General features: G+C 52.4%; 19 protein-coding genes and 1 pseudogene. 8 read left to right on the top strand and 12 right to left on the bottom strand.

The genetic code is table 11. The features are described 5' to 3' along the window. Nucleotide 1 precedes the first annotated feature (1 nt). The 4 genes from ACJHWK_RS21855 to ACJHWK_RS21840 are packed head-to-tail and all read right to left on the bottom strand — an operon-like array spanning nt 2 to nt 4,608. Entirely contained in the window at nt 2–880 is an 879-nt protein-coding gene (locus ACJHWK_RS21855) for a [formate-C-acetyltransferase]-activating enzyme (RefSeq protein ID WP_001521846.1), read from the bottom strand. Next, nucleotides 846–3,143: a formate C-acetyltransferase gene (locus ACJHWK_RS21850; RefSeq protein ID WP_001521845.1), complete on the bottom strand. Its 2,298-nt coding sequence runs from the start codon at nt 3,141–3,143 to the stop codon at nt 846–848. The genes ACJHWK_RS21855 and ACJHWK_RS21850 overlap by 35 nt, the downstream gene beginning before the upstream one ends. Before the next feature lie 50 nt (nt 3,144–3,193). After that, nucleotides 3,194–3,514 carry a PTS fructose-like transporter subunit IIB gene (locus tag ACJHWK_RS21845; protein ID WP_001521843.1) on the bottom strand — a complete coding sequence of 107 codons (321 nt, stop codon included), beginning with the start codon at nt 3,512–3,514 and terminating at the stop codon, nt 3,194–3,196. A gap of 14 nt (nt 3,515–3,528) precedes the next feature. Further along, nucleotides 3,529–4,608 carry a PTS fructose transporter subunit EIIC gene (locus ACJHWK_RS21840; protein WP_001004446.1) on the bottom strand — a complete coding sequence of 360 codons (1,080 nt, stop codon included), beginning with the start codon at nt 4,606–4,608 and terminating at the stop codon, nt 3,529–3,531. A gap of 308 nt (nt 4,609–4,916) precedes the next feature. Here ACJHWK_RS21840 and ptsP point away from each other — a divergent pair, with 308 nt between their 5' ends. The 4 genes from ptsP to ACJHWK_RS21820 all read left to right on the top strand — a co-directional run bounded on the left by ptsP (nt 4,917) and on the right by ACJHWK_RS21820 (nt 10,154). Then, the gene (ptsP, locus tag ACJHWK_RS21835) at nt 4,917–7,418 is read left to right on the top strand and encodes a phosphoenolpyruvate--protein phosphotransferase (protein ID WP_001521842.1); all 2,502 of its coding nucleotides are present in this window, start codon (nt 4,917–4,919) and stop codon (nt 7,416–7,418) included. A gap of 11 nt (nt 7,419–7,429) precedes the next feature. Continuing rightward, a complete protein-coding gene (gene fsa / locus ACJHWK_RS21830; protein WP_000424838.1) occupies nt 7,430–8,092 on the top strand; it encodes a fructose-6-phosphate aldolase in 663 nt (220 codons plus the stop codon). 10 nt (nt 8,093–8,102) lie between these two features. Then, complete coding sequence (gene gldA / locus ACJHWK_RS21825; RefSeq protein WP_000373992.1) at nt 8,103–9,206, top strand: bifunctional L-1,2-propanediol dehydrogenase/glycerol dehydrogenase; 1,104 nt, start codon at nt 8,103–8,105, stop codon at nt 9,204–9,206. A gap of 330 nt (nt 9,207–9,536) precedes the next feature. Then, nucleotides 9,537–10,154, top strand: a complete 618-nt coding sequence (locus tag ACJHWK_RS21820; protein WP_001521841.1) for a DUF1287 domain-containing protein — start codon at nt 9,537–9,539, stop codon at nt 10,152–10,154. Nucleotides 10,155–10,180: 26 nt separating this feature from the next. Here the strand turns inward: ACJHWK_RS21820 and yijE are convergent, their stop codons facing one another. The 4 genes from yijE to ACJHWK_RS21800 all read right to left on the bottom strand — a co-directional run bounded on the left by yijE (nt 10,181) and on the right by ACJHWK_RS21800 (nt 16,514). Continuing rightward, complete coding sequence (gene yijE / locus ACJHWK_RS21815) at nt 10,181–11,086, bottom strand: cystine transporter YijE (protein ID WP_001306638.1); 906 nt, start codon at nt 11,084–11,086, stop codon at nt 10,181–10,183. A 93-nt stretch (nt 11,087–11,179) separates the two neighbouring features. Further along, nucleotides 11,180–13,360: a catalase/peroxidase HPI gene (katG, locus tag ACJHWK_RS21810; protein ID WP_001296626.1), complete on the bottom strand. Its 2,181-nt coding sequence runs from the start codon at nt 13,358–13,360 to the stop codon at nt 11,180–11,182. A gap of 328 nt (nt 13,361–13,688) precedes the next feature. Next, nucleotides 13,689–14,579 (bottom strand): methylenetetrahydrofolate reductase, encoded by an 891-nt coding sequence (gene metF, locus ACJHWK_RS21805; RefSeq protein ID WP_000007512.1) that lies wholly within the window; start codon nt 14,577–14,579, stop codon nt 13,689–13,691. A 381-nt stretch (nt 14,580–14,960) separates the two neighbouring features. After that, nucleotides 14,961–16,514 (bottom strand): bifunctional metallophosphatase/5'-nucleotidase, encoded by a 1,554-nt coding sequence (locus ACJHWK_RS21800; RefSeq protein ID WP_000694075.1) that lies wholly within the window; start codon nt 16,512–16,514, stop codon nt 14,961–14,963. Nucleotides 16,515–16,646: 132 nt separating this feature from the next. Here ACJHWK_RS21800 and ACJHWK_RS21795 point away from each other — a divergent pair, with 132 nt between their 5' ends. Further along, on the top strand, nt 16,647–17,777 hold the full coding sequence (locus ACJHWK_RS21795; RefSeq protein ID WP_001521840.1) for a hypothetical protein: 1,131 nt from the start codon (nt 16,647–16,649) through the stop codon (nt 17,775–17,777). Here ACJHWK_RS21795 and metL read toward each other — a convergent pair. Together metL and metB are read right to left on the bottom strand one after the other, a co-directional pair. After that, a complete protein-coding gene (metL, locus tag ACJHWK_RS21790) occupies nt 17,741–20,173 on the bottom strand; it encodes a bifunctional aspartate kinase/homoserine dehydrogenase II (protein WP_170886265.1) in 2,433 nt (810 codons plus the stop codon). The two genes, ACJHWK_RS21795 and metL, sit on opposite strands and share 37 nt — an antisense overlap. A 2-nt stretch (nt 20,174–20,175) precedes the next feature. Then, nucleotides 20,176–21,336, bottom strand: coding sequence for a cystathionine gamma-synthase (metB, locus tag ACJHWK_RS21785; protein WP_001295694.1), 1,161 nt, complete (start codon nt 21,334–21,336; stop codon nt 20,176–20,178). A gap of 276 nt (nt 21,337–21,612) precedes the next feature. On the opposite strand from metB, the gene metJ reads away from it, so the two are divergent. The 3 genes and pseudogenes from metJ to ACJHWK_RS21770 all read left to right on the top strand — a co-directional run bounded on the left by metJ (nt 21,613) and on the right by ACJHWK_RS21770 (nt 23,435). Beyond that, nucleotides 21,613–21,930 (top strand): met regulon transcriptional regulator MetJ, encoded by a 318-nt coding sequence (gene metJ / locus ACJHWK_RS21780; protein WP_000852812.1) that lies wholly within the window; start codon nt 21,613–21,615, stop codon nt 21,928–21,930. Between the two features lie 59 nt (nt 21,931–21,989). Further along, nucleotides 21,990–22,598, top strand: a complete 609-nt coding sequence (locus tag ACJHWK_RS21775) for a YiiX family permuted papain-like enzyme (RefSeq protein WP_001521838.1) — start codon at nt 21,990–21,992, stop codon at nt 22,596–22,598. Between the two features lie 144 nt (nt 22,599–22,742). Beyond that, nucleotides 22,743–23,435 (top strand): annotated as a pseudogene (locus ACJHWK_RS21770) (IS1-like element IS1H family transposase). A gap of 69 nt (nt 23,436–23,504) precedes the next feature. Here ACJHWK_RS21770 and ACJHWK_RS21765 read toward each other — a convergent pair. Beyond that, nucleotides 23,505–23,828: an RHS element protein dsORF-f3 gene (locus ACJHWK_RS21765; protein ID WP_001521836.1), complete on the bottom strand. Its 324-nt coding sequence runs from the start codon at nt 23,826–23,828 to the stop codon at nt 23,505–23,507. A gap of 1 nt (nt 23,829) precedes the next feature. Further along, nucleotides 23,830–25,441: RHS repeat-associated core domain-containing protein (locus ACJHWK_RS21760; protein ID WP_410234926.1), on the bottom strand; the 1,612-nt coding region annotated here is incomplete at its 5' end.

Below are 25,441 nucleotides of genomic sequence, written 5' to 3'. Positions count from 1 at the left end.
TTTAACCTCCCACGGTAACCTGAAATCCGGCCCGCTCTGCCATTTCACGCATCGTTGCCACATCGACTGACGACGGCGCAGGCACCTCTTTCATCGACCATGTTTTCCCCAGCAGGCGGTATTTCGGTTCGCCGTACTGATGAAACGGTAACAGATGGATCTGCCTGATATTCAGCGGGATCAGCACGTCCAGCGCCTGCTGCATATTCTCCCGGCTGAGCGTGAAACCAGGGATCAGCGGTAAACGCGGGATCACGTTGACGCCCTCACTCACCAGCAAACGCAGATTCTCCAGCACGCGTGGCAGGTTCATCTTCACCACATCCCGCGCCTGAGTCGCGTCCATAATTTTTAAATCGAACAACACTTCATCGCACAATTTCGCCAGCGGTAACAGCTTGCTGGCTGGCGCGTCTCCGGCAGTTTCAATGGCGCATGACACGCCCCACAACCGCAGCCGCTGTAAAAAACGGGTAGCAAACTCCGCCTGCATTAACACTTCGCCGCCAGAAAGCGTGACGCCGCCGCCGGACGTGCGAAAGAAAATGTCATCTTTCATCACTTCCCGTTCCAGCGCGTCAAGGCTGATATCGCGGCCAATCCGTTCAAACGCCCCGGAGGGGCATTCATCCGCATCACGCAAACATTTCGCACAGTGCAGACATTTCGCCTCTCTGCGTACCGTCTGGATTTTGCCGGAGATCGACTCCGGATTAGCACACCATGGGCAAAGATGCGGACAGCCTTTAAAAAAGACCACCGTACGAATGCCCTCGCCGTCATTCAGTGAATAACGCTGAATGTTGAAAATGCGCGCCACATCATTGCGGCGCGTTTCCACAACGTTACAGCTGATGCGCTGTCCGGCGGATGATGTCATCCTGGATCTCCTTCGACAATTCGACAAAGAAGGCGCTGTATCCGGCAACGCGCACCACCAGCCCGGCATAATCTTGTGGGCGCTGTTGCGCTTCCCGCAACGTGTCGGCGTTCACCACGTTAAACTGAATGTGTTGTAACTTAAGCTGGGTAAATGCCCGTAAGAAGTCGGCCAGTTTGCGTAATCCCGCTTCACCTTCCAGGGTCGCCGGAGTGAATTTCACGTTCAGCAACGTACCGTTAGACAGCAGCGTATTATCGAGCTTACTGACTGACTTCAGTACCGCCGTTGGCCCTTGTGCGTCCTGGCCCAGCATGGGTGACAAGCCGCCGTCTGCCAGTTGTTCACCGGCAAAACGACCGTCTGGCGTCGCGCCAACCACCGATCCCAACGGGACGTGAGCAGAAACGGTATACGATCCCGGCGTGAAGTAGCCGCCGCGCGGGTTCTGGTATTTTTCCACTTCTTTGCAGTAGTGGCGTAACAGTTCGGCGCTGATGTTATCCACCTCGTCGATATCGTTACCGTATTTCTCGAAGCGGTTAATTAAGCGAGCACGGACTTTTTCGCCTTCTGGCGTTGCGAAGTTGGCTTTTAATACCGACAGCAATTCGTCAAAACTTAAACGCTGTTGATCAAAAATCATCCCTTTCAACGCATGGAGAGAATCGCTCAGGTTGGCGATACCGATCCCCTGTACGCCGGAGAAGTTATAACGCGCGCCGCCATCGGTAATATCGCGACCTTTTTCCAGACAATCGCTGATAAAAGACGAGAGCAGCGGTACAGGTGCCCAGTCGCGATGGCCGATATCACAAATATTGCTGCCCTCTACCATCAGGGTGATGTAGTGGCTGATCTTGGCGCGGATCTGTTCCAGTAAACCTTCATAAGTCAGCGCAGCGTTACCTTCATTTTCATGCAGGCAGATTTCCATCACTTTCAGCAGGTTAAACATCGCGATGTCATGCAAGCCGTAGGTTCTGCCGGGAATAGATAATTCCACGCAGCCCACTACGGAATAGTCGCGCGCATCTTCCAGCGAAACGCCACGGTTGAGGAACGCTGGCACCACCACTTCATCGTTAAAGATTTGCGGAATACCGGTACCGAGGCGAATAGTTTCTGCGGTTTTCATCAGGAACGGCGTGTCGATCAAGGCGTTAGTGCGCACCCCCAGGTTCGGTTGCGGTAATTGCACACTTTGATAGGCGTCGAGACAGAGGAACGAAAGTACGTTCACCGCGCTACGTCCGTTCTCGGTTAACCCGCCGAGCAGTGCGGTATAGCCGGTCGGGAAACCGGCGAAATAACGCGCGCTACTGGTGGAGCGCAACAGCACGATATCGTTGCATTTCACCCATAAAGATTCGAGCAGTTCTTTCAGGAACGCCGGATCTTCGCACTGGGTTAATGATGCCTGATAGAACGGCAACATATACTGGTCGAAGCGCCCTAAAGACAGAGAACTGGCGTTGGATTCGTATTGCAGAATGATGTTCATGTACCAGAATAACTGGCACGCCTGCCAGAACGTCTGCGGCTTATGTTCGGCGTTATGGCGGGAGATCTCCGCAATAGTCAGCAGTTCTTCGCGACGCTGGGCATCTGTGCAGTTTGCCGCCATCGTTTCCGCCAGTTCAGCGTAACGCAGAATGTGTTTCCGCGAGGCTTCCAGCAGTAACAGCGCTGCCTGATAAAAGTGATTCTCCGGCTGTTGCTGACAATGTTGCTGCATCTGTGCCACCAGCTCCCCCAGCCCGTGATTCAGCAGGCGCGGGTAATCAATAATAATGTGCCCCTGGCCTTTATCCGTCTGGTTGATGCTGAAAATCTGCGTGCTGGTCGCGGCTTTTACTTCATCCGTCATCTGCCCGTTGATGAAATCTTTCATCGAACGTTTTTCCCAGTACGGGAACAACTCTTCGCGGTAGATACGTTTATCTTCTTCGCTGATAGCAAAGCGGTCCTGCGGACGCGTCGGGAATTGATCCAACTCTTTCAGCAGCCAGTAAGGGTCCATTTCCGGCGACATAATCCCGGCGCGCGGTTTTACGGTGCGGTTACCGGCAATCAGTTCTTCATCACGAATCGAAATTTCAACATGTTCAAGGATATACGCTGTTGCTTTCGCCCGGCGCAATATCACCGGTTCGCCTTCGGTTTGCCGATGGCTGGCGGTATAAAGCAGCGCACGCTCCAGCGAGATTTCACGGGTATTGGCAAACAGTGCAGTTTTGAGGCGAGAGATACGATTCGTCATGAGGAACTCCTGTGGGAAAGCGAACCCGCCCTTACGGGCGGGATAAGAACTTAAACGGTTTGTGCCAGGTGAGCTTCAATTTTGCTCATAATGGCATCAGCGCGTTTTACCGCGTCGCTGATGTTGACGCGCACGATGGTCTTGCCAGCAAAACGCTCTTCAAACTTGATGCCGATATCTTTGGTCAGAATCACCATATCGGCGCTCGCCACGTCTTCCGCTGTCAGTTCATTTTCCAGACCAATTGACCCCTGGGTTTCTACTTTCACTTCCCAGCCTTTCGCTTTCGCGGCACTTTCCAGCGCCTCTGCCGCCATATAGGTATGGGCAACACCAGATGGACACGCGGTTACTGCAATAATTTTCGTCATGGCTCGTTCCTCAATTAATTAATTTCAAAATCCAAATCCAGGTCGTCTTCTTTTTCATCAGTCGAAGACCCATTTTTACGCGCCAGACTTTTCAGCACGTTCACGCAGACTGCCGTCACCACTGCTCCGACAGCCACTGCTGCGATATAACCCAGCTTGCCTTCAACCACCGGCAGCACAATCAGACCACCCCAACCTGCATAGCACTGTGCACCGACCAGTGCCGCAGTTACCGCACCACAAACTGAACCGACCATGATGGAAGGAATAACACGCAGCGGATCGGCAGCGGCGAAAGGAATCGCCCCTTCAGTAACCCCAACGCACCCCATCACCAGCGCCGCTTTACCGGTTTCGCGCTCTTCTGCGGAGAAATTTTTACGACCAATCAGCGTCGCCAGCCCCATCCCCAGCGGCGGAATACAAATACCCACGGCAGCAATGGCCACCACGGTATAAACACCCTGAGCAACGCAAATCAGCATGAAGGCATAGGCCACTTTGTTAACCGGACCGCCCATATCGAACGCCAGCATCAGGCCCATGATCACCGCCAGCATAACAATGCTGCCCTGCTGCATCCCCTGAAGCCACTGAGTCAGGCTGTTGGTCAATGCCCCCACAGGCTCGCCCAGCCCCCACATCATGATGCCTGCGGTAATCAGTGTGCCGACGATCGGAATGATGAAGATTGGCATCACCGAACGCAGAACTTTATGCACCGGAATTTTCTTCAGGTAATGCACCACGATGCCGCCGATAATCCCGGCGATCAGTGCACCAAAGAAGCCCGCACCAAAGCTGTTACCAACCCAGGCACCGATAGCGCATGGAGCCAGCGCAGAACGTTCTGCAATGGAGTAACCGATGTAAGCGGCGAGGAAAGGCACCATCAGCGTCAAACCTGCAACGCCGATATCAAACAGTTTTTTCAGATTCGGATCGGCGACGGCATCCGGCACTGCACCTTTGCCATACAACATGACGGAAACCGCCAGCAAAATACCGCCCGATACCACGAAGGGAATCATGTGTGAAACGCCCGTCATTAAATGCTGACGGGTATTTTTCAGGATCTGCACCAACTCATTCATAAGCTGCTCCCGGGCTTGCAAAAGCCCATGTCCATATTTTTGATGGAGGAAACAATAGGCAATCGCAGGCGGAGCAAACAGTGGATAAAAAGGCCATTTACTGGACTTTTGTAATATCAGTACAAAAATGCGATCCGCCTCATAACTTGCGATAATCCGGGAGCATGCCGCAAAACGGCGTCTTGTGAGACGCGTCGCAAATTGACGGTTACATTACATTTGTCCAGCTTTTGGCAGATTTGTCACATGGCAGGCCGTTGCCGTGCGCTCTTATCCTGTAAACAGAAAACCGTACCGGGAGAGAGGCAATGGCCCTGATTGTGGAATTTATTTGTGAGCTACCTAACGGCGTACATGCGCGTCCGGCAAGCCACGTTGAAACGCTGTGTAATACTTTTTCATCACAAATTGAGTGGCATAACCTGCGCACTGACCGTAAGGGCAACGCCAAAAGCGCTCTTGCGCTGATTGGCACCGATACGCTGGTGGGCGATAACTGCCAGTTACTGATTTCCGGGGCCGACGAACAGGAAGCGTACCAGCGTTTAAGCCAATGGCTGCGCGATGAATTCCCCCACTGCGATGCGCCGCTGGTGGAAGTTAAATCTGACGAACTGGAACCCCTGCCGGTTTCACTGACCAATCTGAATCCGCAAATTATCCGCGCCCGCACCGTGTGCAGCGGTAGCGCAGGCGGCATTCTGACGCCGATCTCTTCTTTAGATCTCAATGCGCTGGGTAATCTTCCTGCTGCCAAAGGCGTTGACGCCGAGCAATCCGCGCTGGAAAACGGCCTGACACTGGTGATGAAAAACATTGAATTTCGTCTGCTGGATAGCGACGGTGCTACCAGCGCGATACTGGAAGCTCACCGATCCCTGGCTGGCGATACTTCTTTACGTCAGCACTTACTGGCAGGCGTCAGCGAGGGATTAAGCTGTGCCGAAGCGATTGTCGCCAGTGCACACCACTTCTGCGAAGAGTTCGCTCGTTCCAGCAGCAGCTACCTGCAAGAACGTGCCCTGGACGTACGCGACGTCTGCTTCCAGTTACTCCAGCAAATCTACGGTGAGCAACGCTTCCCGGCACCGGGCAAACTGACGCAGCCCGCCATTTGTATGGCTGATGAACTGACCCCCAGCCAGTTCCTCGAACTGGATAAAAATCACCTCAAAGGATTGTTGCTCAAAAGCGGCGGCACCACCTCACATACGGTGATCCTTGCCCGTTCGTTCAACATTCCGACGCTGGTTGGTGTGGATATTGATGCCCTCACTCCGTGGCAGCATCAAACGATTTATATCGACGGCAACGCTGGGGCGATTGTGGTTGAGCCAGGGGAAGCCGTAGCTCGTTATTATCAGCAGGAAGCCCGCGTACAGGACGCCCTGCGTGAGCAACAGCGTGTCTGGCTGACCCAACAAGCCCGTACCGCTGACGGTATCCGCATTGAAATTGCCGCTAACATCGCTCACTCCGTGGAAGCGCAGGCCGCATTCGGCAATGGTGCGGAAGGCGTTGGTTTATTCCGCACTGAAATGCTCTATATGGATCGCACCAGTGCACCGGGCGAAAGCGAGCTGTACAACATTTTTTGTCAGGCGCTGGAGTCCGCCAACGGACGCAGCATTATTGTGCGCACTATGGATATTGGCGGTGACAAACCCGTTGATTATCTGAACATTCCCGCAGAGGCAAACCCGTTCCTCGGTTATCGCGCCGTGCGTATTTATGAAGAGTACGCGTCGTTATTTACCACACAACTACGGTCGATTCTCCGTGCCTCCGCTCACGGCAGCCTGAAAATCATGATCCCGATGATCTCTTCAATGGAAGAGATCTTATGGGTGAAAGAAAAACTGGCGGAAGCCAAACAGCAACTGCGTAACGAACACATTCCGTTTGATGAGAAGATCCAGCTCGGCATTATGCTGGAAGTGCCGTCGGTGATGTTCATCATCGATCAATGCTGCGAAGAGATTGATTTCTTTAGTATCGGTAGTAATGACCTGACGCAATATCTGCTGGCAGTGGATCGCGATAACGCTAAGGTTACTCGTCACTATAACAGCCTGAATCCAGCATTCTTGCGGGCGCTCGATTACGCCGTGCAGGCGGTGCATCGCCAGGGCAAATGGATTGGTCTGTGCGGTGAACTGGGAGCGAAAGGTTCCGTGCTGCCATTGCTGGTCGGTTTAGGGCTGGATGAGCTGAGCATGAGCGCACCGTCAATTCCGGCGGCGAAAGCGCGAATGGCGCAACTTGATAGCCGTGAGTGCCGCAAGTTGCTCAACCAGGCAATGGCCTGCCGTACTTCGCTGGAAGTGGAACATCTGCTGGCGCAATTCCGCATGACCCAACAAGACGCACCGCTGGTCACCGCCGAGTGCATCACACTGGAAAGCGACTGGCGCAGCAAAGAAGAAGTGCTCAAAGGCATGACCGATAACCTGCTGCTGGCGGGCCGCTGCCGCTATCCGCGTAAACTGGAAGCCGACTTGTGGGCGCGCGAGGCCGTTTTCTCTACCGGTCTGGGCTTTAGTTTTGCCATTCCCCACAGCAAATCGGAACATATTGAGCAATCCACCATCAGCGTAGCGCGTCTGCAAGCGCCGGTGCGCTGGGGCGATGATGAAGCGCAATTCATCATTATGTTAACGCTGAACAAACACGCTGCGGGCGATCAGCACATGCGCATTTTCTCGCGCCTCGCTCGCCGCATCATGCACGAAGAATTCCGTAACGCGCTGGTTAACGCCGCCTCTGCCGACGCTATCGCCAGCCTGCTGCAACATGAACTGGAACTGTAAAAGGAAACATCATGGAACTGTATCTGGACACCGCTAACGTCGCAGAAGTCGAACGTCTGGCACGCATATTCCCGATTGCCGGGGTGACAACTAACCCGAGCATTATCGCTGCCAGCAAGGAGTCCATATGGGAAGTGCTGCCGCGTCTGCAAAAAGCGATTGGTGATGAGGGCATTCTGTTTGCTCAGACCATGAGCCGCGACGCGCAGGGGATGGTGGAAGAAGCGAAGCGCCTGCGCGACGCCATTCCGGGTATTGTGGTGAAAATCCCGGTGACTTCCGAAGGTCTGGCAGCAATTAAAATACTGAAAAAAGAGGGTATTACTACACTTGGCACCGCTGTATATAGCGCCGCACAAGGGTTATTAGCCGCACTGGCAGGGGCAAAATACGTTGCTCCGTATGTTAACCGCGTAGATGCCCAGGGCGGAGACGGCATTCGTACGGTTCAGGAGCTGCAAGCACTGTTAGAAATGCACGCACCAGAAAGCATGGTGCTGGCGGCCAGCTTTAAAACGCCGCGTCAGGCGCTGGACTGTTTACTGGCAGGATGTGAATCCATCACCCTGCCCTTAGATGTAGCGCAACAAATGCTCAACACCCCTGCGGTAGAGTCAGCTATAGAGAAGTTCGAACACGACTGGAATGCCGCATTTGGCACTACTCATCTCTAAAGGAGCAATTATGGACCGCATTATTCAATCACCGGGTAAATACATCCAGGGCGCTGATGTGATTAATCGTCTGGGCGAATACCTGAAGCCGCTGGCAGAACGCTGGTTAGTGGTGGGTGACAAATTTGTTTTAGGTTTTGCTCAATCCACTGTCGAGAAAAGCTTTAAAGATGCTGGACTGGTAGTAGAAATTGCGCCGTTTGGCGGTGAATGTTCGCAAAATGAGATCGACCGTCTGCGTGGCATCGCGGAGACTGCGCAGTGTGGCGCAATTCTCGGTATCGGTGGCGGAAAAACTCTCGATACTGCCAAAGCACTGGCACATTTCATGGGTGTTCCGGTAGCGATCGCACCGACTATCGCCTCTACCGACGCACCGTGCAGCGCATTGTCTGTTATCTACACCGATGATGGTGAATTTGACCGCTATCTGATGTTGCCAAATAACCCGAATATGGTCATTGTCGACACCAAAATCGTCGCTGGCGCACCTGCGCGTCTGTTAGCGGCGGGTATCGGCGATGCGCTGGCAACCTGGTTTGAAGCGCGTGCCTGCTCTCGTAGCGGCGCGACCACCATGGCGGGCGGCAAGTGCACCCAGGCGGCGCTGGCACTGGCTGAACTGTGCTACAACACCCTGCTGGAAGAAGGCGAAAAAGCGATGCTTGCCGCCGAACAGCATGTAGTAACCCCTGCGCTGGAACGCGTGATTGAAGCGAACACCTATTTAAGCGGTGTAGGCTTTGAAAGTGGTGGTCTGGCTGCGGCGCACGCAGTGCATAACGGCCTGACCGCTATTCCAGATGCACATCACTATTATCACGGTGAAAAAGTGGCATTTGGTACGCTGACGCAGCTGGTTCTGGAAAATGCGCCGGTGGAGGAAATCGAAACCGTAGCTGCACTTAGCCATGCGGTAGGTTTGCCAATAACTCTCGCTCAACTGGATATTAAAGAAGATGTCCCGGCGAAAATGCGAATTGTGGCAGAAGCGGCATGTGCAGAAGGTGAAACCATCCACAACATGCCTGGCGGCGCGACGCCAGATCAGGTTTACGCTGCACTGCTGGTAGCCGACCAGTACGGTCAGCGTTTCCTGCAAGAGTGGGAATAACCTACTCCAAACTCCCGGCTTGTCCGGGAGTTTGAGAGTGCAGGCAAAGTGGCTCACTCGTCACTGCGGGCATGTTTTTCCCCCTCGCCCTTTCAGGGAGAGGGTCGGAGTGAGGGTAAATATTCGCCCCGGAGCTGGCCTGTTCCCCTCACCCTAACCCTCTCCCCAAAGGGGAGAGGGGACTGTTCGAGCACTTTTTATACGTTATCACCCGTCTGAAACTCCCACGTTGTTCAGGAATTTTTTATCCGCTTCTGGACATTTTCTCTACAGAACAATCGTTAGCCCGGAAGGTCGAATCTGTGACTCTTATTTTCACGGACGAACCAGATGAAAGCTTCACTGGCGCTGGTCAGCCTGCTAACGGCGTTTACTAGCAACTCCTTAAAATCTCCGGCCGTTCCACCAACCGTGGTACAAATCCAGGCCAACACCAACCTTGCCATCGCAGACGGTGCCAGACAGCAAATCGGCAGCACGCTATTTTACGATCCGGCGTATGTGCAGCTTACCTATCCTGGCGGTGATGTCCCGCAAGAACGCGGCGTATGTTCCGATGTGGTGATCCGCGCCTTGCGCAGCCAGAAGGTCGATTTGCAGAAACTGGTTCACGAAGATATGGCGAAGAATTTTGCTGAGTACCCGCAAAAATGGCAGTTAAAGCGCCCGGACAGCAACATCGATCACCGTCGGGTGCCTAATCTGGAAACCTGGTTTAGCCGCCATGATAAAACACGCCCCACCAGCAAGAACCCCAGTGACTATCAAGCGGGCGATATTGTCTCCTGGCGACTGGATAACGGGCTGGCGCATATTGGGGTGGTGTCACATGGCTTTGCCCGCGACGGTACGCCGCTGGTGATACATAACATTGGCGCAGGCGCGCAGGAAGAAGACGTGCTGTTTAGCTGGCGGATGGTGGGGCACTATCGGTATTTTGTTAAATAAGCGATCGCCCCACATGAAGAAAAAATTCAGATGTTTTTTACACTGACAGCTTCTTTTTTCTTACGGCTCACCAGCGCCAGTGCCAGCACAATCAGCACAATACCGCTACCTTCAACGGCCCCCGGATTCTCACCGAGCAGCCACCAGGAAAAGAGTACGCCGCAAACGGGAACGGCCAGTGTGCTTAAGCTGGCAATACTGGCAGGCAAGTTTTTCAATACAAACAACCATAAGCTCCACGCCAGCGCCGTCGCCAGAATCGCACTGTAGGCCAGAGCCCAGAACACGGTGGGCTGCCAGTCAATTTCACGTTGTGGCACCAGTAAAGCGACCGCACTCATCACCAGCGCCGCATAAAGCATCTGCCAGGATGTTAACGACAATAAATCCACGCGTGGATGGCGGGCGTATAGGCGTTTCGCGACAATCGCGCTCGCCCCCCAACTAACACCGGAGAGGATTGCCAGCAGGGCACTTTTCATCGAAGAGAAATCGAGTTGCCACGGCTGCAACACCAAAAATAAGCCGAAAGCGGCAATCAGTATCGCGAAATATTGCCCACGTCGCAGGCGTTCACCGAGAAACAACGCGGCGAAAATCACCACCCAGAACGGCATGGTATAGCTCAGGATCGCCACCTTCCCCGCTCCTCCACTGACCAGCGCCCACTGCGCCAGGCCAACCATCCCGCAGGTTTGTAACAGGGCAATGGCTAAGGTGTATTTAAACGGCGTCGGGCGCATTCCGCGACCACGTAATAAAAGGACGATGAATAAAACGAGAGCGCCGAAAATGCAGCGTAAGGCGGTGAAGTCGAAGGCACCGATGTAGCTGGTGACTTGCTTCATGAAAATCCAGCTATAACTCCAGATAAGTGTGAGCACAACCAGGCCACTGATTGCCAGTGGGTTGCTCTTTCCTGCGGCAGACATGAGAGATCCAGTGTGTAGTTTTCCTGTGGACACTATACGCCGGTAAAGAAACTTCAGCGACTGCCTGAAAGACAGTCGCTGAAGAAGGTCAGATTACAGCAGGTCGAAACGGTCGAGGTTCATCACTTTCACCCATGCCGCCACGAAGTCTTTAACAAACTTCTCGTGGGCATCGCTGCTGGCGTAAACTTCAGCCACCGCACGCAAGACAGAGTTAGAGCCAAAGACAAGATCCGCACGGCTGGCTGTGTATTTCACTTCGCCGGTTTCACGGTCACGGCCTTCGAACAGCTCTTTCGATTCGTCGGTCGCTTTCCACTCGTAACGCATATCCAGCAAGTTCACGAAGAAGTCATTGCTCAATACGCCCACGCGGTCAGTGAAGACTCCGTTTTTGCTGCCATCGAAGTTGGCACCCAGTACGCGCATCCCGCCCACCAGCGCGGTCATTTCCGGCGCAGTCAGCGTCAGTTGCTGTGCTTTATCAATCAGCAATGACTCGGTGGTGGAAACGTCCAGACGAGCGCGATAGTTACGGAAACCGTCAGCAATTGGCTCCAGCAGTTCGAACATCTCAATGTCAGTCTGATCCTGACGCGCATCAACGCGACCCGGCGCAAACGGTACATGAATGCTCAAACCAGCGGCGCTTGCGGCTTTCTCAACGCCAACCACACCTGCCAGCACGATGATATCCGCCAGCGAGGCTTTACCAGACTCTTTCTGAATTTTCTCCAGAACTGGCAGCGCACGAACGGCTGCGGCGTTCACATCCCAGTCGCGCTGTGGCATTAATGCCAGACGCGCACCGTTGGCACCACCGCGTTTGTCGCCACCACGGAAGGTAGAAGCAGACGCCCAGGCTACCGATACCAGCTCGCTGACAGACAGACCAGAATCCGCAATCGCGAATTTCAGATCGATAATGTCCTGCTCGGTCGGGTTGTAGATCGGCTGCGGCAGCGGATCTTGCCAGATCAGATCTTCTTTCGGTACTTCCGGCCCGATGTAACGAGATTTCGGCCCCATATCCCTGTGCGTCAGTTTGAACCAGGCACGGGCAAAGGCTTCGTTGAACGCCTGCGGATCGTTGAGGAAACGACGAGAGATCTTCTCGAACTCAGGATCAAAACGCAGCGTCAGGTCGGTCACCAGCATTGTCGGTTTACGTTTCTTCGACGGATCGAACGGATCCGGGATAATTTCCGGTGCGTCTACCGCTTCGAACTGGATTGCGCCAGCCGGGCTGCGGGTCTGTACCCACTCATATTTGAACAGGTTCTCGAAGAAATAGTTGCTCCACTGGGTCGGCGTCTGGGTCCAGACCACTTCCAGACCAGAGGTGATGGCATCTGCGCCAACGCCGCTGCCGTAAGTGCTCGCCCAACCTAAACCTTGTTCTTCAATCGGTGCAGCTTCTGGATCAGGACCTACGTTTGATGTCGGACCGGCACCGTGGGTTTTACCCAGCGTATGACCACCCGCAATCAGCGCCACGGTTTCTTCGTCGTTCATGCCCATGTTGCCGAAGGTCGCGCGGATAGCTGCTGCCGCAGAAAGCGGTTCGCCGCTGTGATCCGGGCCTTCCGGGTTAACGTAAATCAGGCCCATCTCGGTTGCGCCCAGCGGTGCTTTCGCCAGTGCTTCCGGATGACGGTGGGTCAGCCAGGCTTTTTCATCACCCCAGTTAACATCCAGATCCGGTTCCCAGACGTCTTCACGACCGGCACCAAAACCGAAGGTACGGAAGCCGGAGTTTTCCAGCGCCACGTTACCCGCGAGGATAAACAGGTCGGCCCAGGAGATTTTCTGACCATATTTCTGTTTGATTGGCCACAGCAGGCGACGCGCTTTATCGAGGCTTACGTTATCCGGCCAGGAGTTCAGCGGTGCAAAACGTTGCTGACCACGACCCGCGCCGCCGCGTCCGTCGATTGAACGGTAAGTCCCCGCGCCGTGCCAGGCCATACGAATAAACAGACCGGCATAGCTGCCCCAGTCGGCAGGCCACCACGGCTGAGATTCTGTCAGCAGGGCTTTCAGATCTTTTTTCAGGCCGTAGTAATCTAATTTGCTGAATTCTTTGCGGTAGTCAAAGTCCTCACCCAGCGGGTTAGAACGATTAGAATGTTGGTTTAACAGGTCAACACGGAGTTGATTTGGCCACCAGTCGCGCGTGGTTGTGCCCCCACCTGCGCTCTGGTCGTGACCGCCCTGATGGAACGGGCATTTGCCAGTGGCTGTCGTGTTATGGATATCGTCTGACGTGCTCATCAATGTGCTCCCCTCTACAGTGTTACCGTTACGATACACAGCGTTAGAGAGAAGTTATAATTGAATTAATCCACGGATGCGATAGTTGAGATCTTACATATTGTTGGTTAAAGAGATGTAGATCAAATTGATCGTAATTAAGCTTTTTTGATTATGTCCGAATTCGGACAAATGCTTTATAAAAAAGGGTTTTAGCTTTATATCCTTCAAGTAATGAGGGAGAAAACAAGGCTGACACCCTTATTTTCCCGCCCTCATTTCGAGGCAGCATTTTGTGCTCTGTTTAAAATTTGTGATCACTGTGTGATTTTCACAAAAGCCACACTATTTATAAACCAGGTCGAACACCCAGCGTATGGCAAATCGCGTAACTCATTTCAGCGCGGTTAAGCGTATAGAAGTGGAAATCTTTCACTCCTTCACGGCTTAAAATCTTCACCATATCCATCGCAATATTCGCGCCCACCAGTTTGCGGGTTTCGGCATCGTCATCCAGCCCGTCAAACATTTGCGCCATCCACGCCGGAATACGCACGTTGGTCATGTCGGCAAATTTCTTAGCCTGTTTAAAGTTAGATACCGGCAAAATTCCCGGAATAATTTCCACATCAATGCCCGCCGATACGCAGCGGTCACGAAAACGCAGGTAGCTTTCGACATCAAAGAAGAACTGAGTAATCGCGCGGTTGGCTCCGGCATCGACTTTGCGTTTCAGGTTGAGCAAATCCGCCTGAGCGCTTTTCGCTTCCGGATGAACTTCCGGATACGCCGCCACGGAGATATCGAAATCTGCCACTTCTTTTAACAGCGTCACCAGGTCAGAAGCGTACATTTCTGGCTTACCACTTCCCGGCGGCAGATCGCCACGCAGCGCCACGATATGACGAATACCGTTATTCCAGTAGTCACGTGCAATGGTGCGCAGCTCGTCGGGCGTCGCATCAATGCAAGTAAGATGCGGTGCCGCTTCCAGACCAGTGCGATCTTTAATGCCTTTAATAATGCTGTGCGTACGGTCGCGCTCGCCGGAGTTCGCGCCATAGGTCACCGACACAAACTTCGGTTTCAGGTTGCTAAGGCGATCGATGGAGTTCCACAGGGTCTGCTCCATTTCACTGGTACGCGGCGGGAAAAACTCGAACGAAACGTTAATCTGCCCCTGGACTTCTGCCAGACTCTGATTCAGGGCATCCCGCTGGCTGGCGTGAAAAAAGCTCATACCTTACCTCATCAATCGCTTGTAGTTATATGTTGTGTTGTGCACATCTATCCGTTTAGACGTCCAGATGTAAAGATGAAGGAAAAGCTAAAGGGCGTCAACCGAAAAATGACCAATGATGGTGAGGAAAAATCAGGGAAGTTGAAAAAAACTCATCTTAATTAGAGGCGATAAAAGATTTCTCTATAGCGCAATCCACCTCGCACGTTTTGACTGATATTCTGACAACACAGCGACACCTGGGCTTATTCGAAAAACAACGTCCTGCCACCGGATGGTGATGCTAAGGCATCTGATTCGGCCTGCGCCCTCGCGTAGGCCGAATACTGGATCTGCAAAATCAACTGGTAACAAACAGATGAATCAACTCAATACGTACTTTTACTTGATATCTTTCACGCGCATACCGTTGATCTGTTCATCCGTGATGGTGTTACCCGCTTTGAAGTAATCAACCACGGCGTGATAAACGTAATAACCGCCCGTTGTGTTACGCGCTTTCCCTTCGGTAAAGGCGGTAAAACCATCTCCACCATCAGCAAGGAAACTCTGAGTAGCAATGTGGTAAATCGTCGCATCTTCAATCGGTTTGCCATTCAGAGTCAGCGTGATTACCCGCTGACCAACCGGCTTACTGCTGTCGTACTTCATTTCCAGGCCTTTCGATACCTGTAAAACGCCATTACTTAAACTTGCGCCGTGTTCCATCAAACTGCGTAATTGTTTACCCGTGAGATCCATCGTCACCAGTTCGTTGGGAAACGGGAAGGTACTGATGACGCCGCCCATCGTAATCGCCCCTGCGGGGATCTCATTGCGAATGCCGCCAGAGTTGGTTAACGCCAATTGGGTGTTTTTACCCGCCGCTACCAGTAAAGCATCAGCCGCCAGGTTCCCGAGGGAAGCCGATTCACCATAGGCACGTTTTAATTCAACCGGCGATTTCGCGACCGTTTGTTGCACCACTTCATCAAGCTTTTTATTCCAGCCGTCGATCACCTGTTTTGTTTGCGGATCGGGCTTCCACTCGTCGGCGTAAATGGTTTTAAGCTCGAAGTTTTTCACCGTAAAATCATGCGGCTTCTCTTTGTAGTCGAGAACCAGTTTGCCCACATCAATCCCGCCGCTGTCAGTGGAGAGGATGAGCGTATTGCCGACTTTAATCGGTTCCGGCGTACCCACATGCGCATGTCCGGTGATCAAAATATCCAGCCCTTTCACCTGACTTGCCGTCTGAATATCTTTATCCAGCGCGCGACGCACATCTGTGCCTCCCATACTGGACTGGCGGGCCGGAACACCTTCATGGATCAGGGCGACGGTCAAATCAACCTTGCCTTTAAGTTCATCGATATAACGTTGTAGCCATTTAATTTCATCACGCGCTTCAATCCCCACTCGCGTTGCCGCAGATACCGTGTCATTAAAGGCAAATACACCGTGCAAACCTATAACGCCTATTTTCACACCGTCTTTTTCGATGATGGTATATGGCTTATCCCAGAATGATTTACTGCTGTTCTGATAAAAAACATTGCCCTGCACAATAGGGAATTTTGCCTGACTCAACTGTAATAATGTGTTGTCCCAGCCGTGGTCAAATTCATGGTTGCCTATCGTGACGGCATCAAACGGCATAGTATTCATAATATCGATAATAGCCTTACCTTTGGTCAGGCTGCTGATATATGGCCCGGTAAAATAATCACCCGCATCAAAAAACCATGTCGCTTTATTTTTTGCTTTTTCTTGCTTAACCAGCGTAGTGATATTTGCCCAGCCGCCAATATCCCGTTTACCATCAGCGATCCACGGCACTTTATAAGGCTCGACATGCGCATGGAGGTCGTTGGTATAAATGATGGTGACATCTTTGGCGCAAGCCCAGAACGGCAATGTTAATGCGATACCCGCAGCAAGTATTTTAATTTTCATAAATAGTCCCTTTCAGTGATTTAAAGGATTGCTACATTACGTTCTGAAAGAGTTATTTATGTGAGAGTAATCACATCCGCAGGGGATAGTTGCCGGACAAAATCAACGACCTTGTGAAATCGTTGGTGATATATGTCGACTCTGTTTACGATTAATGCCTGCAAGTCGTTTGGTTGTCGTAATTTAGGGCAACCAACATCGACAGATTACAGCTGGCCAGACTATCGACTGGGTTATCCGGCACTGCACTGTCGGGCATGTGGAAGTTACCCGCCGTTGTTTGACGAACAGCAATTTCGTGACTGGTTGTCAGTTCACTTATCTACTTTTGCAACTGAGAAAGGTCATTTCTGCCCGGTATGTTATGGCACAAAGACGATTTGTTATGGCCACAATCCACAGGGGTCGCAACGCATTCAATGTCGTAACTGCAAAAAAGTCTGGACACCTAAACAATATCAGAAAGAAATAACGCCTCCTGAAATAATCGAAACGGTTGCTCTTCTGGTGCCATTTCAGGGAGCCAGCGGCGGGCAGAAACTGTATGTTTTAATCAGTTTTGATGCTCTTCGCGGTAATATTCTTCATCTTTCTACTAATTACACGCAGCATCAGGCTGGAGAAAGTCTGCATTATCGATACAGAGGGAATGCAGAACCAGAGTTACACGAGAGTAATATTGTACAACGCGTTGATATGCGCGAAGCACAATTTCTACGCCGCAGTCAGTTTGATGAGATTCAATATGGCAGCGCAGCGCTCAAACGCAATGCTAAAGGTGTTATTCTGCGTCCGGTTATCACTGCACACGGGCATTTCAGAGTACTGAATATTTTATTCCCTACAGTAAAAACACATGTAATTTCACACGAGTGTTTTTTAAGAGGTGCCATTATTACGGCATGGGCTGATCTGTTTCGCCAACAGCAAGGTGAGATTTGGTTTATTGAAGAGGAAATAGCTGACGATACCGATAATATGCCCTGGCGTTTTCAGGGAACAACTTATCACGGCTGGTGGAAAAATCAGTGGCAACTCTGGGTTCAGGGCAAAAATCGTAAAATGGTATGTGCATTAACGGGCGGAAATAACAGCAAAGCAGAAATGCTCTCTTTAGCAACCAGCAGACATTTTATCGACTGGCTACATAAACAAGCAGTATTTACTCACAGCGCCCCGCTTTCCGCAGGGCGCGTTACGCAAATACTGCTTTCTCTGGCTCAGGATTACAACAACTGCGCCAGGCGGTTAATATCCGACTGAATCGCCCCTGCGGTGACGTCGCGCCCCGCGCCAGGCCCACGGATCACCAGAGGGTTATCGCGATACCAGCGGCTTTCGATGGCAAAGACGTTATCGCACGGCAGCAGTGATGCCAGCGGATGGTCTTCACGCACCGCTTCCACGCCCACACGCGCTTTGCCATTGGCATCGAAACGCGCCACATAGCGCAGCACCAGCCCCATTTCGCGGGCCGCTTCCAGTCGTTGCACCATCTGCTCGTTAAGTTCATCGCCGTTTTCAAAGAAATGGTCGATGCTACCGCCTTCGCAATGGGCAGGCACCAGCGATTCCACGCGCACCTGATCTGGTTCGATGTCGTAACCCGCTTCACGCGCCAGAATCACCAGCTTGCGCATCACGTCTTTGCCGGAAAGGTCATCACGCGGATCAGGCTCGGTTAAGCCCTGCTGCCACGCCTGATCCACCAGCTCGGTAAACGGCACGCTACCGTCGAATTGCAGGAACAGCCAGGAGAGCGTGCCGGAGAAGATCCCACTGATCGACAAAATAGTATCGCCGCTGTCGATCAGATCGCGCACGGTATGGTTGATCGGCAAGCCCGCACCGACGGTGGCGTTGTACAGCCAGTGACGCCCGGTTTTTTCGAAGGCGTCGTGGATCTGGCGATATTTATTGCTGTCGCTCGCTCCCGCCAGTTTGTTGGCGCTGATGACGTGGAAACCGTGGCTGGCAAAATCGAGATACTGATCAGCAAGCTGCTGGCTGGCGGTAACGTCCAACACCACTAAATCATCATACGGATGGGCGCGCATCCACAGGAACAGCGACTCTTCATCCTGCTCGACCGCTTCATCGTTGAAGAAGGCTAACGCGCGGCTGGCGTCCAGCCCGTCATAGCTCAACAGGCTGCGGCGGCTGTCCACCACGCCTGCCAGCACAAATTCAAAGCCGGTACGCGCCGAAAGCGTGCTCTGCTCACGGGCGAACAGTTCCAGCCAGCGGGAACCGATATTGCCCTTGCCGAACAATACCAGGCCGATGCGTTTTTCTGCGCGGAAGACGGACTGATGCAGCCCCTGAATCAGGCTTTCGGTTGGTCCGGTGCGCAGTACTGCCACCAGGCTGATGCCGTCATCGGACTGCCAGGTAAATTCGACCGGCTGGCCTTTCAGTTGCTGCCAGAAGCGGTGGCAATGCAGCGGGTTACGGGTGACACCCGCCCCAACCATCGCCACCAGCGCCAGCCCCTGACGCAGGCGCAGTTCGCCAGGTAATCCCTCTTCGTCGAGGATTTTCAGCGCACTGTCGGCCACTTCTGAGGTGTAGCAAAATTGCAGCAACTGGCGATCGTTATGCACGCCAACCGCCAGTGGGCGCACCTGAGCACGTTTCAGGATCTGGTCGATCTCTTTATGCGCCAGTTTGAAATCCTGGCTGGCGGGCACCTGAAACTCAATCAAGCAGACATCATCATGGCTGGTGACAATACGCGCACCAGTACCGGAGGCCAGCACGCGTTCAATGCGCGTGGAACCTTGATCCGGCGTGTAGCTACAGCGCAGTTGCAGGTCGATTTCGCTGCCAGAAACTGGCTGTAAAGTACGGGCGTGAAGAACGGGAGCCGCCAGACGCGCCAGTTCGCTGGCCTCATCCAGACGCAGCAACGGCAGCAGGCAGGCATCTTTCACTTTACGCGGGTCGGCGCTGTATACCCCGGCGACGTCGCTCCAGATGGTTACGCGGGAAACTCCCGCCAGCGCACCGATTTGTGTCGCGGAATAGTCGGAACCGTTACGCCCCAGCAGCACCGTTTCACCGGCGTTGTTACGGCTGATAAACCCGGTCACCACCAGACGTTTGCCTGGATGTTGTACCAGTAGCTGTTGCAGCAACGGGTAAGAAAGCCCTTCATCAACCTGCGGTTGCGCAGCGCGTTCAGCGCGTAAAAACTCGCGAGCATCAAGCCAGGCCGCTGGCAGCCCTTGTTGATTAAGTGCCGCAGACATCAGGCGCGCCGACCACACTTCGCCGTGGCCCACCACTTCCGCATACACCGCGTCGTTAATACCGCTGTCGAGCAGCGCCGCCAGGCGCTCAAGATCGCTGATAAAGGCACTAATGAGGCTATCGGCTTCTTCGGCGGGTAGCAGGCCGCTAATCAGATCGCACTGATAGCGACGCAGCGTTTGTTGAACCTGATGCGCAGAGAGACGATCGGTCTGACTTAGTTTCAACCAGTTAATCAACTGGTTAGTGGTGCTACCGGCGGCGGAAACCACCATCATATCGTCAGGCTGAGAGTACTCCGCCATAATGCCCGCGACACGCAAATAACACTTCACATCAGCCAGACTACTGCCACCAAATTTATGCAGTTGACGACCTTTCGCCCCTGCCTGCGCAATCACACTCATTTTTACCCCTTGTTTGCAGCCCGGAAGCCATTTTCCAGGTCAGCAATTAAATCTTCGCCATCTTCAATACCGGTGGAGATACGCAGCAGCGTCTCGGAGATCCCGGCGGCAGCACGCGCTTCTGGTGCCATGCCTGCATGTGTCATGGTTGCGGCGTGAGAGATTAAACTTTCCACTCCCCCTAATGATTCCGCCAGCGTAAACAACGACAGCCCGCCCAGGAAACGACGCAGCGTCTGCTCATCGCCATCCAGTTCAAAACTCAACATTGCGCCAAAGCCTTTTTGCTGGCGCGCGGCAATTTCATGCCCCTGATTTTCTGGCAGCGACGGGTGATACAGTTTTTTCACCAACGGCTGGGTTTGCAGATATTTCACAATCGCCTGCGCGTTGCGCTGCGCCAGCTCCATACGCGGCACCAGTGTTCGCAACCCGCGTAGCAGCAGATAGCTGTCAAACGCGCCGCCCGTCACGCCAATATTGTTTGCCCACCAGGCAAGTTCAGTGACAACGTCCGGGTCTTTAGCAATCACCACGCCGGCCACCACGTCTGAGTGACCGTTCAGATATTTCGTACATGAATGCAACACCAGATCGGCACCTAATGCCAGCGGATTTTGTAATGCCGGGCTTAAGAAGGTGTTATCCACCACGCTCACCGCCCCGACTTCCCTTGCCAGATGGCAGATTTTCGCAATATCCACGACGCGTAACAATGGATTACTTGGGCTTTCTACCAGTACCAGTTTGGGTTTTTCTGCCAGCGCTGCCCGTAATGCCTGTTCATCGCCTTGATCAACAAACAACACGCGATAGCAACCACGTTTAGCCAGGCTGTCGAACAGGCGATAGCTGCCGCCATAGCAGTCGTGCGGCGCAACCAGCAGATCGCCCGGTTTCAAAAAGACGGTCGTTACCAGGTGAATCGCGGACATGCCGGTATTAGTAAGTACGGCACCGGCACCGCCTTCCAGTTCTGCCAGCGCACGCTGAACCACATCGCGCGTTGGGTTGCCACGACGCGAGTAATCATGCGCGCGCGGTTCATTAAATCCGGTAAAGTTATAGGTGCTGGAAAGATGGATCGGTGGGACAACGCAACCATACTGTTCGTCGTCATTTAACCCGCTACGCACTGCGATGGTGGCCTGTTTACGCGTCATGTGATGAAGTTCCCTGGGCTTGGTCGGTGAAATGTCAGGCACCAGAGTAAACATTGTGTTAATGGACGTCAATACATCTGGACATCTAAACTTCTTTGCGTATAGATTGAGCAAATCCCAAATAGCCGTTAAAATTATATGCATTATCACGCCGACAGGTGCATTACACGATGTCACGGTAACGCCTGTACGGTAAACTATGCGGGTTTACGGTCAGTACCCACACTAACTGTGTGGTCTGGTCTCAATTTATTGACGAAGAGGATTAAGTATCTCATGGCTGAATGGAGCGGCGAATATATCAGCCCATACGCTGAGCACGGCAAGAAGAGTGAACAAGTCAAAAAGATTACGGTTTCCATTCCTCTTAAGGTGTTAAAAATCCTCACCGATGAACGCACGCGTCGTCAGGTGAACAACCTGCGTCACGCTACCAACAGCGAGCTGCTGTGCGAAGCGTTTCTGCATGCCTTTACCGGGCAACCTTTGCCGGATGATGCCGATCTGCGTAAAGAGCGCAGCGACGAAATCCCGGAAGCGGCAAAAGAGATCATGCGTGAGATGGGGATTAACCCGGAGACGTGGGAATACTAAAGCGGAAAAGAGCGGCGCGGAGTTAACCTGCCGCTTTTTTTATACATGGACGTTTAACGATGAAAATCAGGCTACTGATCCCCGGTCTGCTGGTTTCTGTGCCTGCATTTGCCTGGCAACCACAAACCGGCGACATCATCTTTCAGATCTCTCGCTCATCGCAAAGTAAAGCGATCCAACTGGCGACCCATTCCGATTACAGCCACACCGGTATGCTGGTGATGCGTAACAAAAAGCCCTACGTTTTTGAAGCGGTCGGCCCGGTGAAATACACCCCGCTCAAGCAGTGGATTGCCCATGGTGAAAAGGGCAAATACGTTGTTCGCCGCGTTGAAGGCGGACTGAGTGTTAAACAACAGCAAAAACTGGCGCAAACGGCAAAACGTTATCTCGGCAAACCGTACGATTTCAGCTTCTCGTGGAGCGACGATCGCCAGTACTGTTCGGAAGTGGTGTGGAAGGTTTATCAGAATGCGCTGGGAATGCGCGTGGGCGAACAGCAGAAGTTGAAAGAGTTCGACCTGAGCAGCCCACAAGTTCAGGCAAAGCTCAAAGAACGTTACGGCAAGAATATTCCGCTTGAGGAAACGGTGGTCTCGCCACAAGCCGTTTTCGATGCGCCACAACTCACCACTGTTGCCAAAGAATGGCCGCTGTTTTCGTGGTAATGGATGATAAAAAAAATAATTCCCGCCGTAGTCTGTTTGTTGCTTTGTAGTTGCACGACCTTTCCGCAAGCTGTCGCTCCGGTAAACGGTGATGCCTCCAATTAGTTGAATTAAGGATATAATACTCGCTTTTAAGGTTGTTTCATGGTCACAGTTAACCTTCATTGTCCCCGTTGCCAGTCCGTTCAGGTTTACCGTCACGGGCAGAACCCCAAAAGACATGATCGATTCCGCGGCCGTGACTGTCACCGGGTATTTCAGCTCAGTTACTGTTACGAGCCCCGTAAACCAGGAGTTAAAGACCAAATCGCTGAAATGGCTTTCAACGGTGCCGGGGTTCGCTATACTGCCCGTACGCTGAAAATCGGCATTAATACAGTCATCCGAACTTTAAAAAACTCTCGCCACGAAAAATAACGTCATCCCCGGTCGCTCATGCTGATGTGGCACTCATCTGCGAACTTAGTCAGCAATGGAGCTTTGTCGGCAGTAAAGCGCGACAGCACTGGCTCTGGTACGTGTACAACACGAAAACTGGTGGTGTTCTGGCCTACACTTTTGGCCCCCGGACTGATGAAACCTGTCGTGAACTGCTGGCGCTGCTTACCCTTTTACCATCGGCATGTTGACCACTGACGAATGGGGTAGTTACGCTAGAGAGTTACCAAAGGAGAAGCATCTGACTGGTAAGATTTTTACTCAGCACATTGAGCGTAACAATCTGACCCTGAGAACCCGAATCAAACGTCTGGCCCGCAGAACCATCTGTTTCTCGCGTTCTGTAGAACTTCATGAAAAAGTCATCGGTGCTTTTATCGAAAATATATGTTCTACTAATTGGAGTCATCACCCTTCTGATGAGCTTTCCTTGGATGATTACCAGACTGAATACACAGCCAAAGATTTTTACCTCATTCTGCTCTTTTTTCTCAAATGACATATATTATATTTTACATCATATTCATAGGCATATGACATTCCCCCGCCCCCCATTATGTCATTGTGGGTTGATGTTGGGCTTTCATAAAAAAATACATCTTTTTTTGAACTAGCATTAATTATATTTACTTTATATATTAAAATATTTTCTCCATCTGGAAATATTTTAGCCACACAATATAAAGCAGCTAAATCCGAATTACTTAAAAATATATTGTCATCACTCATAACTCCAGCCATTAAATGACTGGAGACTAAAGCAAGGAAATAACAACATTGTATTACCTTCATTTTAATTACTCCCTTGCCTGATAATTGTAACTCCATTCCCTTTAGCTTTGGGATTATATTTTAGATAGGTGTTATTTGGTGTTCCCAAGTAACTACTGTATTCTTTTTTTCCCATTCCATTCATATAAGAATTCGTTAAATCTTTGCTTGAAAAATTTAGACTATCATAAACATCATTTTCTTTTGTTACTTTATTGCCTTTATCGTCAGAGTAAAAACCGTGAGTGTGATAATCGCCTACTCTCTCTGAACCTTCAGGGCATTTTATATTTCGCAAGTCTACACTATCATTATCATTTGAACTTATCGGATTCATGGGGAAATATTCACCTTGCTTCTTACATATTAGCCCACCATATTCTTTATTCTCGTTAATTGATTCTCCATTACACATTGCCAATGCAAATATTCCAATATCATCTATATTTTTTGATTTAAATTCATATAATCCTAATGGATCTATATTTGAGATCGGATTCAACGGATACTGATAAAAATTCCATCCCCCCTTCAGCCCAATCGGATCCTGAGTGATATACCGCCCCTGCAGCGGGTCATAATAGCGGTGGCGGTTGTAATACAGGCCGGACTCCTCATCATACTGCTGACCCGGCAGGCGGATGAGCTGCTGCAGCTGATGCGGGTTCTCTTCATTCAGCTGGTTACCCCATTCATCGTATTCTGCGTACCACGCTGTTGTCCCTTCCGTGCTGACAAGCGCCAGCGGCAGGCCGCGATGGTCGCAGTGGTACAGGTGGATTTTTCGCGCCGGCGTGTACACCGGGTCCATCTGGTTTTGTATCTGCTCCACCGTCAGGCCGCACGATGCCAGCCAGCGGCGGCTTTCCTCACTCACCCGGTCAGCCAGGATTTCACTTTCCAGCCGGTCGAGCATCTGCACCAGCACCGGCGGGAACACCACACTGCCACCGTCTTCACCGCCGGACTGCTGAAGCGCATCCGCCAGGCTGCGGCGCTGCGTTTTCGCCAGCTCACCGGTGGCAGTTTCAACTCTGATGAGTGGCGTGAAGCTCCCCGGCTGATAAACCGTCTGGATGCGGGTTCTGTCGTTCTGTATTGTGGTCAGCCGGTCGCCGTCCCAGCCGTACCAGGGCACTTCCGGTTTCCATGACAGCGACATCCAGCCCGTCAGGTCCCGTTCACGCCGCCATACCCGTTTTGCCACCCTGCGGCCCAGCAGGTCGTAAAGATAGCGACTTTCGACCAGCGGCTCTGCATATTGTGTCCGCGTGTAGTGCACCAGCCGGTGCCGGCTGTCGTAATGGTACCGGTGAGTCCGCTCATCATCCGTGCGGATAACCCCTTCCGGGATGAGGTCGGTTTTCTCCGTCAGCCTGCCGTGACGGTCATACCGGTAAAGATAGTGCGCGTCACGGGCGATACGGTTATCCGGCCATGCGCTGAGGGGGCTGTCCGGGTGCAGCTCCGGGTCGGGCAGGCGGTTGCCCGCCGGGTCCGTGGCATACGGGATGCGGATATCAAGGTTCGCTGCCGTGGTGTGGACGCCGGTCAGCCTGCCGGTGTCGCTGTAGCTGTAACTCCGGGTCTGGCGCGGGCTGCTGATGCGGATGAGTTCGCCGTTGTCGTTCCAG

This window comes from Escherichia sp. WS547, from assembly GCF_046486065.1.
GTDB lineage: Bacteria > Pseudomonadota > Gammaproteobacteria > Enterobacterales > Enterobacteriaceae > Escherichia > Escherichia coli.
Note: the sequence above shows the minus strand (reverse complement) of the source record. Positions and strands in the feature narration are given on the sequence as shown.